The sequence below is a fragment of the Rhizobium sp. CB3090 genome (assembly GCF_029714285.1).
In the GTDB taxonomy this organism is placed as follows: Bacteria; Pseudomonadota; Alphaproteobacteria; order Rhizobiales; family Rhizobiaceae; genus Rhizobium.
In genome coordinates, this window is record NZ_CP121665.1 from 78,507 (window position 1) to 90,586 (window position 12,080).

Consider the following 12,080-nt stretch of genomic DNA (forward strand, 5'->3'; position numbering starts at 1 on the left):
GAGGAGACGGGGCATGCTGGCCAAAGATATAATGACCCGGAATGTGGTTTCGATCAGCCCGGCGGTCAGCGTGCGCCGAGCGGCTGCGATATTAATCCAGAACAATGTGAGCGGCCTCCCCGTCGTTGATGACGAGGGTCGCATCTGCGGGATGCTGACGGAGGGCGACCTGCTGCTACGGCGCGAGATTCGAGCGATGCCTCGGATGGCGCGGTCGCCTGACGCGATTTCGGAGACCGATCTTCAACGATATATCGGCAGCCATGGATGGTGCGTGGCCGATGTCATGTCGCAGGACGTGATTGTTGCTCGGCCCGACAGCGAGGTATCCGAGATCGCGGAAAGCCTGCAGGCGCATCGGATCAAGCGTTTGCCGATCGTCCAAGATGGCCGTCTGGTCGGGATCGTCAGCCGGCGCGATATTCTCGGCCTGATCTTAGATGCCCCGGCAACGACGCTGCCTCGGGACGATGAAGCCGTCAGGATCGCGGTGCGCACCCGCCTAAGATCGGAGCTCGGTCTTACACCGCAGAAGGTGCAGGTTTCCGTCAAGGGTGGGGAGGTGACCCTTGATGGCCATGTCGAGTCGGAACTGGCGAGGAAAGCTGTTCACACGCTAATCGAAAGCGTAGGGATCGGCGTCTATCACGACCGGCTTGCCGTCGGAAGTCTCTCTACCACCGAAGTTCGGTAACGCGCACACCGCTGCCAAAGCACTAATGAAAATTCGGCATTCAGATCAACGGGAATCGAAGCGTCTTCGGCGATTGGCCGCTCCCGGACCTAGCGGGTATCGGAAGCGACATGCGGGGTTCGGAAACAGGGTCGCATTCTATCGATCTCTAGGAGACTGCTTACTGCGGATCCTGACGAGCGCCTCGACCTGACGGCGATAGCTGTTGCCGTCCAGCCAGATTTTAAGAGCGATTGCCGTCGTGACGAGGAACGCGATGAAATAAGCCGCGGACACGTATTGAAGCTGATCCATTTCAGTTCTCCCTATGCATTGGCAGCTCTTGCTGCGAGCCTGTGTTGAGAGATTAGTTTTCTGCGCCAGATCTCGTTTCGGATCGATGCAATGTGAAGCGTTGCAAACAGAGCGGCGAAGGCGAACCCCATAATCAGCAGGGGACGGAGAAATTCGACGTCCATCGCCGAACCGTCCAGTCTCAGCACGCTCGCCGGCTGGTGCAGCGTGTTCCACCAGTTCACCGAAAACTTGATGATGGGGATATTTATGAAACCAACGATGATGATGACCGACGTCAGCCGCGGGGCCTGAGTCGACTCGTCGATCGCATGGTTGATGGCCAGTATCCCGAGGTACATTATAAACAGGATGAACATGGAGGTCAGGCGCGCGTCCCACACCCACCAGGTGCCCCACATCGGCTTGCCCCAGATCGCGCCTGTGACGAGAGAGATGAAGGTGAACGCGGCCCCGAGCGGTGCCGCAGATCGCGCCGCAACGTCGGCAAGAGCGTGCCGCCAGACCAGGAAACCGGTCGCGTTCGCCGTCATCACGGTATAGCAGAGAAGAGCCACCCAAGCGGCAGGGACGTGGACGTACATGATCCTGACGGTCTGACCCTGTTGATAGTCGACATCGGATGTGAAGCTGAAATAGAGGCCGACTGCGAAGCATAAAACGGTCACGATAAGCAGCGTTGGGAGGACGCGATCTGCGAATCCAGGAACTTCGAAGGCTGAGCGAGGCCGGTGATGGCGTTTCTTGTGCGGAGGAAAGTGCTCATGGGCCGGAGCCTTAACCTGAACGGTCCGGCGGATAATTGATCCTTGTCAAAGAACGAAAATGCCGAAGGAGTTTCAAGACTTGACGCAGATCAAATAGCTCTCGGTCGGACTGGTGTATCGCACTTTCGATAGAAGGGAGCCAAGCATGGATTTCGAAGCATTTTTCAAAGGTGAACTGGACGGTCTTCGTCAGGAAGGCCGGTATCGTGTGTTCGCCGATCTGGAGCGTCAGCGCGGTAACTTTCCGCGCGCGACCTGGCATACGCCGGAAGGCTCCAAGGACGTGACGGTCTGGTGCTCGAACGACTATCTCGGCATGGGCCAGCATCCGAAGGTGATCGAAGCCATGAAAGAGGCGATCGATCACTGTGGCGCGGGTGCGGGAGGCACCCGGAATATTTCCGGCACCAGCCACTACCATGTTCTGCTCGAGCAGGAGCTCGCCGATCTGCACGGCAAGGAATCAGCGCTGATCTTCACCTCCGGCTATATATCCAACTGGGCGACGCTCGGCACGCTCGGCGCCAAGATCCCCGGCCTGATCATCTTCTCCGACGCGCTGAACCATGCCTCGATGATCGAGGGAATCCGCTACGCCAAGTGCGACAAGGTCATCTGGAAGCACAACGACCTGCATGATCTCGAAGCCAAGCTGAAGGCCGCCGATCCGAAGGCGCCGAAGCTGATCGCTTTCGAGAGCGTCTATTCGATGGATGGCGACATCGCGCCGGTCAAGGAGATCTGCGATCTCGCCGATAAGTATGGCGCCATGACCTATCTCGACGAGGTGCATGCCGTCGGCATGTACGGTCCGCGCGGCGGCGGCATTGCCGAGCGCGAAGGGCTGATGGACCGGCTGACGGTGATCGAGGGCACGCTCGGCAAGGCGTTCGGCGTCATGGGCGGCTATATCGCCGCCTCGGCCGCACTTTGCGATTTCATCCGTTCGTTCGCCTCCGGTTTCATCTTCACGACCTCGCTGCCGCCGGCCTTGGCGGCGGGCGCCGTCGCCTCGATCCGGCATCTGAAGGTCAGCCAGTTCGAACGCGCCCGCCATCAGGACCGGGTGCGCAGGCTGCGCACCCAGCTTGATGCCTCCGGCATTCCGCATATGCCGAACCCGAGCCATGTCGTGCCGGTTTTGGTCGGCGATGCCGCCAAGTGCAAGTGGATATCGGATCTGCTGCTCGACATGGGCGTCTACGTCCAGCCGATCAACTATCCGACCGTACCGAAGAAGACCGAACGCCTGCGCATCACGCCGACGCCGCTGCATTCGGATGCCGATATCGAGCATCTGGTCGGTGCGCTGCATGCGCTCTGGTCGCGCTGTGCGCTGGCCCGCGTAGCCGCGTAGGGGCGAATGTGTACCAAGCCCCGAACGCGGCTCGTAATTGACAATAATCAACGACACCATCGGCAATCCGACGGACAAGAGCATCATGAAAATCTTAGGAGATCACGGCGTTGATGATAGCTCAGCACGACCGACAGCCTGCACAACTATCCCAGGGCCCTGCGCGTGAAGACGACGAAGGCAAACAACATCCTTCATCAAGAAAACAGACTGCCACGCGCCTCGTACTCCTCCTTCCTTTCTTGCGCCGCCATGGTTTTCTTTCAGCCTCTGCTCTCTTGGCCCTGACGGCTGCGGCGCTCATTCGCTCGCCCTTCCGATGGCTGTTCGAGCTTGACCGCATCTGTAACATTGAGAAATTCGATCCTCTGTATCGGTGCTCTGGGCATGATGCCGCGCACGATTCTCTTGCGAGTGCCTCGGCTTACGCTGCCGAAATCATTGCCGCAAAGCGCACGCTGCAGTCGTTCAATGGCGAAGATGCCGCCCACCAGAAATATGCTGGAGACGTAGAGTTCTCCTACCGCGAGGCAATTGCGGCCGCTCGCGCAAGGGCATGTCTGACCGGCGTCGCGATCAGCAGAGTCACTCGGCGAAAGGGCGGGGACTCTCGTTTTGGACTTCCGAAGCGAGGCGCAACGGGGTGAGACGTCCCGTCGTGCGGCAGTCACGTCAGCCTAGGAAGGGCGTGAATATTGATTTTAGAAACACGTCGGGCGGCAGTCCGCCGAGCAATTGCCATACGGCATTTTTTTAGCAAGAATTGATCTAACATTCGGTGGGAGGAGCCTGATGTACGAGCAATCTGCGCATGCGGATGAGGTCTATGCATCCGCGCAGTCTGTTGCTGCAAGTTCGACGATCGTCGCTTCGTGGCGGCGCTGCATGACGATGCACCGACTGGCACCCGAGGAGAAGCGGTTGCCTATTCGTCTGAGCGAGCAGGAATTTCAATTGGCACGCCAACGGTCGGAAAGGCTGGTGGTGGAAGCCGCCGATGAGCTCGGCCGGCTTTTCTCGACGGTCGGTAAGGCCGGCTGCTGTCTGCTGCTGACCGATCGTGACGGCATTGCGCTGGAACGGCGCGGTACGGCGGGCGACGATAAGGAGTTCCAAAATCTCGGCCTCTGGACCGGTTCTGTATGGACCGAGGCGAGCATCGGCACCAATGGCATCGGCACGGCGCTTGCCGACGATCGGGCTGTGACGATCGTCCGTGATCAGCACTTTTTCTGTTCCAACATCAATCTGAGCTGCACCACAGCGCCGATCCGCGACCATCGTGGTCAGATGGCCGGCGCGCTGGACGTTTCGACGTGCCGCGAGGACATTAACGACATGACGCTCTCCATCATCTACCAGACGGTTCGCGAGGCGGCGATGCGCATCGAACTCAATCTTTTCCGGAGCGCCTTTTCCGCAGCTCGCTTCGTTATGGTTCCGACCGATAGCGGTTCGACCTCGGCGCTTCTTGCGGTCGATCGGAACGACATGGTGCTTGGTGCGACGAGAGCCGCCCGCGTGGCGTTAAAACTCGACGACAACAGAATTTCCGCTGGCGTTCCCGCCGCCGATGCATTGCGGGAAAGCCATCCGGGCGATGAAGAAGCTCTTCAAGAGGCCGAACGTGCGGCTCTTCTCAGGGCGCTTTCGCGCACCAATGGCAATGTGACGCAGGCCGCGCTGGCGCTCGGCATGAACCGAGCCACGCTTCATCGTAAGATGAGGAAGCTGGACATGCATTGACTGAACGAAACTGTCGCAGAGTTGCGACACTTTGCACTGCGGAATGGACTGTGCCCCCTCAAAGGAGCCATTCGTGGCCGACGAACTCCGTCAATGTATGCATTCGTGCTAACAAGTCGGACCGATCTGCTCCCTGCGTGCGCCTCTAGACCAAAGCAAAGCGATTAAACCACAATCTTTCCTCACAACGATTCCCATCCCATCAAGTCAATAGCTCGCACCACATGCTCGTAAGACAGGGTACTCACCGTAACGAAAAGATCGATCGCGGCCTTGCGGCCTCGCTTGCCGCCATCGCCGGCGCTCTGAACGCATCGGCTTTCTATGCCGTCGGCTTCTTCTCCGCCAACATGACGGGCAACGTTTCCACGCTCTCCGATCATCTGGCCGTTGGCCAGTGGCTCTCTGCGCTGTTCTATAGCGGCATCGTAGTGGCGTTCATACTTGGCTCGGCGGTATCGACGCTGATCGTCAATGAAGGCCGTCGTCGTAGCGTCCATGCCATTTACGCCTACAGCATCCTGACCGAAGCAGCGCTGCTTGCCCTTCTCGGCTGTGCGGATCTCTGGTTGCTGGCCGCCTGGCGTGTGCCGGTTCTCGTTCTCGGCCTTGCGTTCCTGATGGGCGTGCAGAATGCCGTCGTTACCCGCATCTCCGATGCCCGCGTGCGCACCACGCATGTATCCGGCATGGCCACCGATCTCGGAATCGAACTCGGAATCGCCTTCGACATTCTACGTGGACATGAGCCCGAGGCGGAGGCGCGACACAATCTGAGCAAGCTCCGGCTGCATTTCTACACAATTGTCGCCTTCTTGACCGGCGGCATTCTAGGCGTCCTCATTTATCGCGCCGTCGGCGGCTATCTTCTCATTCTCGCCGCGACGTTGTTGACAATGATCGCTTTGGATGCCATTCGGCGGGCGAAGGGGGCAGCATCCGCTGTGGGGACTTTTCAATCCGACCTGCACCCCTGACTTTCGCACCGTTTTTTATTCAAACTCCACAGGTGAAATTGAACCCAAGAAATCGCGTTGCGGTTCCATAATAGTTCTTATCGATCACAACCTGCAATTGTTGATGCATTCTATTTTCAAGTGCGACATGCCAATGATTACAATGGCTTCACTTTGGAGATTTTGGCGTGTCCCGATGCTATACGCAGCTTGCTCTCGCCGACCGACGACGCCTGCATCAGCTGGTGGCGGCAAAAGTTCCCGTCAACAAAATGGCACGTCAGCTTGGCCGCCATCGCTCGACGATTTACCGCGAGATCAAGCGCAATACGTTTCATGATCGTGAACTGCCGGACTACGACGGCTACTACAGCACGGTAGCTCACGATATCTCCAAGGAACGGCGACGCCGGCTGAGAAAGCTGGGGCGGCACCCGAATTTACGCACGGAGATTATCAACCAGTTGGAGGCACGCTGGTCTCCGGAGCAGATCGCCGGGCGCCTGTTGTTGGAGGGGCACAGCCTCGTCCGCGCCTGTAAAGAGACAATCTATCGCTTCATTTACAGCAAGGAAGATTATGGGCTTGGCCTCTGTCAGTATTTACCGGAAGCGCGTCGCAAACGTCGTCCACTGCGCTCTAGGTGTGGGGCCTCAATAGGTTGTCCTCGGAGAGGCCGAGTCGGCTGATGGGCGTGTTGGACTTTAAGCTGCCATGCGGGCGATGCCAATTGTAGCGATGGAGCCAGATCCGCCATGCCGCATCTGGCACGAACCCAGACCGCAACTGGAGCGTGGCTACGAGGACTGATCGCGCGCGCTCATCCAAACATCGTTATCGTCGCATTGGCGGCAAAGATGGCGCGCATCATTTGGGCAGTGTTGCAGAAACGTGTGATGTTCGAACACACAGCCGCCGTGTCGTAGTCGAGGCGTTGCTGCCTCGCGAGTATCTGCGGGTGGAATGAGGAAAATGGCCTGACAGTTAGACGACGCCTTGAAAACCCGATCAAAAAGATGGCGGACGCTCGCCGGAGCGTTTATGAGGATCAAGGCGTGCGGAGCTCCATCTTGGCCAAGGCATGCCTTGAGACCGGATACGTTGGTGCAGATTGATCAGGCTCTTTCAGACCACTTGCAGACGGGCGAGCCATACGTTTTTGAAGCGATAGCCGTTTCGAATGAACCAACGGGAGATCGACGCCGGGTCGACATGCGTGCCCTTGGCGGCCAATTCCGCGGCAAGCTCGGGCATGGTCAGATCGTCTTTCTCATCAATTCGGCGCAGCAGAAAGCCCCGGTGTGGATCGAGTTTGGAATGGCGCCGCCCGCCGCCGGGCTTGGGATCAAGCCGGCCGGAGCTGCGCCAAATCTTCATCAGCTTCACGACGAAAGAAACCGATACGCCAAAATGGGCGGCCGCCGCATGCCGCGAATGGCCGGCATCAACATAGCGGGAGACACGCTCCCGAAGATCACGCGAATAGGCTTTCGGCATCGCAAATCACCTCCGGCCGAAAGTGAATCACGAAACCCACCGCAACGGAATCCCTGACCGATTCAACCTGAAAATCCGCCGCTCTAAGAATACTGCAGGAAGCGGAGGTGGCCGATGAGGCCCAGTTCATTATTGCCACCCACTCACCCATCATCATGTCATATCCAAATGCGATGTTGTTGCACATGACGAATGAAGGTTTGTCGCAAATTGATTACCGCATGACCGATCATTTCGCGTTAATGAGCGAGTTCTTCTCTGATCCGGAAGCCTTCTTGGACGAGAGATTGGCCAAGGTAACCTAGTACTACAGTTGCGTTTGATTCCTGGCTCTGTAGTGAGCGAGGGTTGCGGACGCTTGATGCATGCGTCGCCAGAGCGACCATGCCAAGATCAGGCGAACTCTGATTGGGGGCGGCAGTAAGAGCCGTTTGATCATATAGCGGATCTCTGCGACGCTAGGCAGGAGCGCCAGGGTGTTGGTCAGGCGGCGATTGGCGGGTTTGGACTCGTTTCGTTCGGTTTGCCAGCAGCGGTACGGCGTAGGTCGGCGCCGAGCTTGGCGAGGAATGCAGCGGCCGCCATGACGAGCGTCATGTGCCGGTTCCAGGCATGCCAGGATCGCGCCTCGCAATGATCCAGGCCGAGGTCGTCCTTCGCACGCTGGAAGCATTCTTCTACCGTCCAACGCAGCCCGGCAGCGCCAGCCAACTCGCTCAGTTCCGTACCGGCAGGCGCAAAGACAAAATAATAGGCGCGCGCATCGGGTTCGCGTCGGCTGCGGCGGATCAGAAGCCAGCGCTCCCATTGTGCATCAGGACGAGAGCTGAGAGGAATACGGGCCCAATCATAAAGCCGAAGGCCTTTGGCGCCTTCGCCTGCTGGATGACTTGACCAGGCCTCCGCCTCTAATTCCGCGGCCATCGTCTCCGGATCAGTTTGCTCGAAGCATTGCTCGCGCACGAAGCGCAGGCAATGGTTGGAGCGAACTGCTAGAACATAAGGCTGGCCACGGCTTTCCAGCATCCGGCGTAGCTTCGATCCGAACCATAGAGCGCATCGGCCAATACCCAGGCACAAGGCACGCCGGCATCCAGCGCATCGGCTATGAGCTTGGCAGCGATGGTCGGTTTGGTCGCGAAGGTCTGGGACTGGGGGACGTGAGCCGAAGTACGGCGCGCTTCATCTTCAGCCCACCCCTTCGGCAGATAAAGCTGCCGATCGATCAGGGTCTGACCGTAGCGGCTTGCATAGGCAAGGAAAACACCGACCTGACAGTTCTCAATCCGGCCGGCCGTGCCGGAATATTGTCGCGCGACACCCACCGAATGAACGCCTTTCTTCAGGAAGCCGGTCTCATCGACCACAAGAACGCCGTCCGCGTCACCTAGAGACTCCATTGCATAAGCGCGCACCGCATCGCGCAATGCGTCAGCATCCCAATGGCTGCGCCCCAGCAGCGACTGCATCCGATAAGGGCGATCCAGTCCTGCCTGTTCAGCCATCAACCAGCCGGTCTTGCGCTCTGCTCCCGACAATAACCCATCCAGAAAGGCACCACACGATACGCGCAATTCGCGGCGACCAAACACCGGACCCAACCGCACCTTCAAGGCATCGAGCTCACGCTGCCACGCCAGCATGGACCCGGACCAACCCGCTACCGACATTCGATTCCCTCCCGTCAAATGCGGGAAATGAATCATGATTTCAAATCAAACGCAACTGTAGTACTAGCCCGGTTGCTAGCGATATGCACCTTTGTCGACACCCGACTGGATCCATGAATCAATTGCATCCTTGGGGTACCCGAGTAACATACCGATAATACGATCGATCCCTTCGTCGGGTTTTCTCAAGTTCTCGTTCTGGGCCGTAAGCGCAATTTTCATCGCGGGAATTCTCCACGCTTCCGCCGCAAGTGCGTAAAGAACATAGGTGATCTGATACTTTGAGTCAGAACCTACCGGGACCGGAGCGTCAAACTCCTCCATCATGATCCGACCATTTTCGACGTGAGGGGCAAAGTCGTCGATTGGCAAAATATCTTTATCATCCATGGCGCGGCAAAAATAGAACATTGCCAATGGCTTCTTCGCCTCAAGCATGAGGTTCAATTCATTTCCAGTGTGCTCTTCCATCATTCATCGCAATCTGGAGCCGGACCGTAGGGCCATTTTTTCTCTCTCATAAGGCATTGATAACATACGCCCGGATAATCAGGATTGATACCGGGTGGACGCATCGGCGCGCCACAAGACTGATTTATCCCGACGCAAATGATAACAGGAGGGCGTTTTTTGGCTTTCCCTTCAACATCGATAAAATCGAGCGGGTCACTATCGACGTACGTATAAGTTCAAAGAAGTGACCACTCCAACAGGGTCACGTGTAATCCAGCGGCCAGACGTCGGATCATATTCACGAAACCAAGTAGAGCTAAGACCTGAGGACGCGCTGTTCATCATTTTCGCGAAACCGAAGTCTGTTATGAAGGGCGTAGTCTGTCCTGGAACTCCCCAAGGGTCGTAATCATAAGCGGGTGCGTCGTTTTCGCTTGAGAAAACCCGCCTCACTGATCCGATTTGGTCGACTCCATAATAAAGGGCCAGATTGGCGGCATCAAATCTGTATTCGCCTTCATCAAAGTAGTTTCGAGTTGGTGAGTAGGACGCATCTCGGCGTTGGCAAGGTGAGGCGCCGCACCAAATATATTTGGAAACGACCGCCGCACCTCCCGAGCCGGGGATTTCATCGATTTCGATGCGGCGGCCAAGGCCGTCATATGTGTAATGTGTTTGCTTTCCGGGTTGAGAGGCGTAGGCGATACCGGCTAGACGATTGTCTGCATCCCAGACATAGGTCCGTGCGCCATCAGATAGTAAATTTCCGTTCGCGTCGTAGCTGAAAGCTTGCCCAGAAACTTGGGTGATCTCGTTGAGATTGTTAAAGGAGATATTTTGAGCGGTAGGATTGGGTTCAGCCACCACCGTGTCGCTCGTCTGAGTTATGCCCGAAATGAAGTTCTCCGGCGTCGTCTCAAACGTGAAGTTGGTAAATTGTCCGGCCGTTATACCGAGGCTCAATGATGTTGACTCAACGGATTCCGTTTTTGGTCAAATCATGATTCAACATGGCGGAAGGAGATTTCGCCATGGGAACAGCACTGAAGATCCGCGAGGACTATACGGCTGATGAATTGCGTCGGCTGGCGAGGCAGAGCCGGGATGCAGATTGGTCCCGCCGGTTGCTTGCCTTGTCGGTCATTTACGAGGGCGGTTCGCGGAGCCAGGCGGCGTCGATTGGCGGGGTGGGTTTGCAGATCATCCGCGATTGGGTTGAGCGTTTCAATCTGCACGGTCCTGATGGTCTGAAGACAGGCAAGGCGACGGGGCGGGAGCCCTTGCTCGATGACAAGCAGCGCAAGGCGCTTGCCGAGGCGGTCGAGAAAGGTCCTGTTCCCTATCTCGATGGCGTCGTGCGCTGGAGGCTCGTTGATCTGGTGCAATGGCTTTGGCAGGAGCATCGTGTCTTGGTGAGCCGCCAGACGCTGGGGCGCGAGTTGAATGCCATGGGCTATCGCAAACTCACCGCACGTCCCAAGCACCATGCACAAGACCCGCAAGCGATCGAGGAATTTAAAAAAACTTCCCCGCCGCAGTGGCGGAAATCGCTGCCGGAGCCGCTAAAGGAAAACGAATAGAAATCTGGTTCCAGGACGAAGCCCGCATCGGCCAGAAGAACAAGATCACCCGTCGCTGGGCCAAGCGCGGAACACGGCCCTCAGCGCCGCACGACCAGCGCACGAGATCGGCCTATATCTTCGGTGCGATTTGCCCGAAGCTCGGCAAGGCCGCCGCACTCGTCATGCCGTGGTGCGACACCTATGCCATGAACCAGCATCTGATGGAAATCTCCCGCCATGTCGCCGAAGACGCCCACGCTATCCTCATCATGGATCAGGCGGGCTGGCACATGTCCAACAATCTCACCGTGCCCGAAAACGTCACCATCTTGCCGCTGCCGCCAAAGTCGCCCGAACTCAACCCGGTTGAAAACCTCTGGCAGTTCATGCGCGAAAACTGGCTCTCCAACCGCGTCTTCAAATCTTACGAGGACATCGTCGATCACTGCTGCGATGCTTGGCACAAGCTCCAACGCCAGCCTTGGCGCGTCATGTCAATCGGCCACAGAAAATGGGCCGATGAGTTCTAATCATTGAGCGTTGGTATTAGCCCTGTATTTGCTACGCCCGACGGCCGCCGATCATGGGCGTTATCAAGATAGCTCCAGGTCGTCTTCAGGGTAGAGGTGGCGGGCAGCAACTGCCGCACAGTCAGCTGCTGCGTCTGCCCGAGATAGCTGAGCTGGAAGGCGCCGAGATCGCTCGAGTGGTTGGTGACGCGCCCGATGGCATCGTACGTGAACGTCTCCGGCCCGCTCCCGGAAATCTGGCGGCTTGCCGATCGGCCCAGGGCGTCGTAGCCGTATGCGATCGTGTGCGAGCACCCCGTGGCGCCTGTCGCCGTAAAGCATTCCTGGGCAAGCTGCTGCGCACCGTCGACGAAAGACGGGTTGTAGGCATAGCTGGTGACCCCAACGCCGTCGGTCATCGAGGCAAGCCTGGAGAAATAAGGATCGTAGGTAAACGTCACGTTCGGCGTCGGATTGACGGCGTTGAGTCAGGCCGGTCAAATTGTCGTCGATGGCATAGGTGTATTGCTTCGTCTGTCCGAGAGCATCGAGGGCGCTTTTCAAGCGGCTCGTTG

General features: G+C 57.7%; 13 protein-coding genes and 4 pseudogenes. 8 read left to right on the forward strand and 9 right to left on the reverse strand.

What is annotated here, in order from left to right; genetic code table 11:
* The first annotated feature begins 13 nt into the window (after positions 1–13).
* Positions 14–694, forward strand: coding sequence for a CBS domain-containing protein (locus tag QA646_RS29790; RefSeq protein ID WP_283061191.1), 681 nt, complete (start codon positions 14–16; stop codon positions 692–694).
* A 138-nt stretch (positions 695–832) separates the two neighbouring features.
* Here QA646_RS29790 and QA646_RS29795 read toward each other — a convergent pair whose 3' ends face one another.
* Positions 833–988, reverse strand: coding sequence for a heme exporter protein CcmD (locus QA646_RS29795; RefSeq protein ID WP_283061192.1), 156 nt, complete (start codon positions 986–988; stop codon positions 833–835).
* Between the two features lie 11 nt (positions 989–999).
* A pseudogene (locus QA646_RS29800) lies at positions 1,000–1,754 on the reverse strand (heme ABC transporter permease).
* A gap of 146 nt (positions 1,755–1,900) precedes the next feature.
* On the opposite strand from QA646_RS29800, the gene hemA reads away from it, so the two are divergent.
* From hemA to QA646_RS29825, 5 genes and pseudogenes are all read left to right on the forward strand, one after another.
* On the forward strand, positions 1,901–3,112 hold the full coding sequence (gene hemA / locus QA646_RS29805) for a 5-aminolevulinate synthase (protein ID WP_283061194.1): 1,212 nt from the start codon (positions 1,901–1,903) through the stop codon (positions 3,110–3,112).
* Between the two features lie 322 nt (positions 3,113–3,434).
* A pseudogene (locus QA646_RS30610) lies at positions 3,435–3,699 on the forward strand (ABC transporter); the annotation flags it as partial.
* Positions 3,700–3,904: 205 nt separating this feature from the next.
* Entirely contained in the window at positions 3,905–4,858 is a 954-nt protein-coding gene (locus tag QA646_RS29815; RefSeq protein WP_283061196.1) for a helix-turn-helix domain-containing protein, read from the forward strand.
* 224 nt (positions 4,859–5,082) lie between these two features.
* A complete protein-coding gene (locus QA646_RS29820; RefSeq protein WP_283061197.1) occupies positions 5,083–5,835 on the forward strand; it encodes a YoaK family protein in 753 nt (250 codons plus the stop codon).
* A 167-nt stretch (positions 5,836–6,002) separates the two neighbouring features.
* Positions 6,003–6,455 (forward strand): annotated as a pseudogene (locus QA646_RS29825) (helix-turn-helix domain-containing protein); the annotation flags it as partial.
* On the opposite strand, the pseudogene QA646_RS29830 reads toward QA646_RS29825, so the two are convergent.
* Together QA646_RS29830 and QA646_RS29835 are read right to left on the reverse strand one after the other, a co-directional pair.
* Positions 6,454–6,561: pseudogene (locus tag QA646_RS29830) on the reverse strand (IS481 family transposase); the annotation flags it as partial. The pseudogenes QA646_RS29825 and QA646_RS29830 sit on opposite strands and share 2 nt — an antisense overlap.
* A gap of 378 nt (positions 6,562–6,939) precedes the next feature.
* A complete protein-coding gene (locus tag QA646_RS29835) occupies positions 6,940–7,311 on the reverse strand; it encodes a helix-turn-helix domain-containing protein (protein WP_283061198.1) in 372 nt (123 codons plus the stop codon).
* Positions 7,312–7,418: 107 nt separating this feature from the next.
* On the opposite strand from QA646_RS29835, the gene QA646_RS29840 reads away from it, so the two are divergent.
* Positions 7,419–7,616: a hypothetical protein gene (locus QA646_RS29840; protein ID WP_283061200.1), complete on the forward strand. Its 198-nt coding sequence runs from the start codon at positions 7,419–7,421 to the stop codon at positions 7,614–7,616.
* A 178-nt stretch (positions 7,617–7,794) separates the two neighbouring features.
* Here the strand turns inward: QA646_RS29840 and QA646_RS29845 are convergent, their stop codons facing one another.
* The 4 genes from QA646_RS29845 to QA646_RS29860 all read right to left on the reverse strand — a co-directional run bounded on the left by QA646_RS29845 (position 7,795) and on the right by QA646_RS29860 (position 10,397).
* Positions 7,795–8,337 carry a transposase gene (locus QA646_RS29845; protein WP_283061202.1) on the reverse strand — a complete coding sequence of 181 codons (543 nt, stop codon included), beginning with the start codon at positions 8,335–8,337 and terminating at the stop codon, positions 7,795–7,797.
* Positions 8,304–8,981: an IS701 family transposase gene (locus QA646_RS29850; RefSeq protein ID WP_283061203.1), complete on the reverse strand. Its 678-nt coding sequence runs from the start codon at positions 8,979–8,981 to the stop codon at positions 8,304–8,306. The genes QA646_RS29845 and QA646_RS29850 overlap by 34 nt, the downstream gene beginning before the upstream one ends.
* Before the next feature lie 75 nt (positions 8,982–9,056).
* A complete protein-coding gene (locus QA646_RS29855) occupies positions 9,057–9,455 on the reverse strand; it encodes a hypothetical protein (protein WP_283061204.1) in 399 nt (132 codons plus the stop codon).
* 195 nt (positions 9,456–9,650) lie between these two features.
* Positions 9,651–10,397: an RHS repeat-associated core domain-containing protein gene (locus tag QA646_RS29860; protein ID WP_283061205.1), complete on the reverse strand. Its 747-nt coding sequence runs from the start codon at positions 10,395–10,397 to the stop codon at positions 9,651–9,653.
* A 68-nt stretch (positions 10,398–10,465) separates the two neighbouring features.
* Between QA646_RS29860 and QA646_RS29865 the strand changes: the two genes are divergently transcribed.
* Positions 10,466–11,526 (forward strand): IS630 family transposase gene (locus QA646_RS29865; protein ID WP_283055739.1). Its coding sequence is split into 2 segments (ribosomal slippage): positions 10,466–10,958 and positions 10,958–11,526, totalling 1,062 coding nucleotides; the frame shifts between segments, so codons are not numbered across the junction.
* On the opposite strand, the gene QA646_RS29870 is transcribed toward QA646_RS29865, so the two are convergent.
* A complete protein-coding gene (locus QA646_RS29870; protein WP_283061206.1) occupies positions 11,523–11,966 on the reverse strand; it encodes a hypothetical protein in 444 nt (147 codons plus the stop codon). The two genes, QA646_RS29865 and QA646_RS29870, sit on opposite strands and share 4 nt — an antisense overlap.
* Positions 11,967–12,080: the final 114 nt, after the last annotated feature.

Excerpts from the sequence above, each read along its gene's own strand:
- QA646_RS29855 (WP_283061204.1), bottom strand. The coding sequence starts at position 9,455 with ATGATGGAAGAGCACACTGGAAATGAATTGAACCTCATGCTTGAGGCG.
- QA646_RS29795 (WP_283061192.1), bottom strand. The coding sequence starts at position 988 with ATGGATCAGCTTCAATACGTGTCCGCGGCTTATTTCATCGCGTTCCTC.
- QA646_RS29850 (WP_283061203.1), bottom strand. The coding sequence starts at position 8,981 with ATGTCGGTAGCGGGTTGGTCCGGGTCCATGCTGGCGTGGCAGCGTGAG.
- QA646_RS29815 (WP_283061196.1), top strand. The coding sequence starts at position 3,905 with ATGTACGAGCAATCTGCGCATGCGGATGAGGTCTATGCATCCGCGCAG.
- hemA (WP_283061194.1), top strand. The coding sequence starts at position 1,901 with ATGGATTTCGAAGCATTTTTCAAAGGTGAACTGGACGGTCTTCGTCAG.
- QA646_RS29835 (WP_283061198.1), bottom strand. The coding sequence starts at position 7,311 with ATGCCGAAAGCCTATTCGCGTGATCTTCGGGAGCGTGTCTCCCGCTAT.
- QA646_RS29790 (WP_283061191.1), top strand. The coding sequence starts at position 14 with ATGCTGGCCAAAGATATAATGACCCGGAATGTGGTTTCGATCAGCCCG.
- QA646_RS29820 (WP_283061197.1), top strand. The coding sequence starts at position 5,083 with ATGCTCGTAAGACAGGGTACTCACCGTAACGAAAAGATCGATCGCGGC.
- QA646_RS29845 (WP_283061202.1), bottom strand. The coding sequence starts at position 8,337 with ATGCTGGAAAGCCGTGGCCAGCCTTATGTTCTAGCAGTTCGCTCCAAC.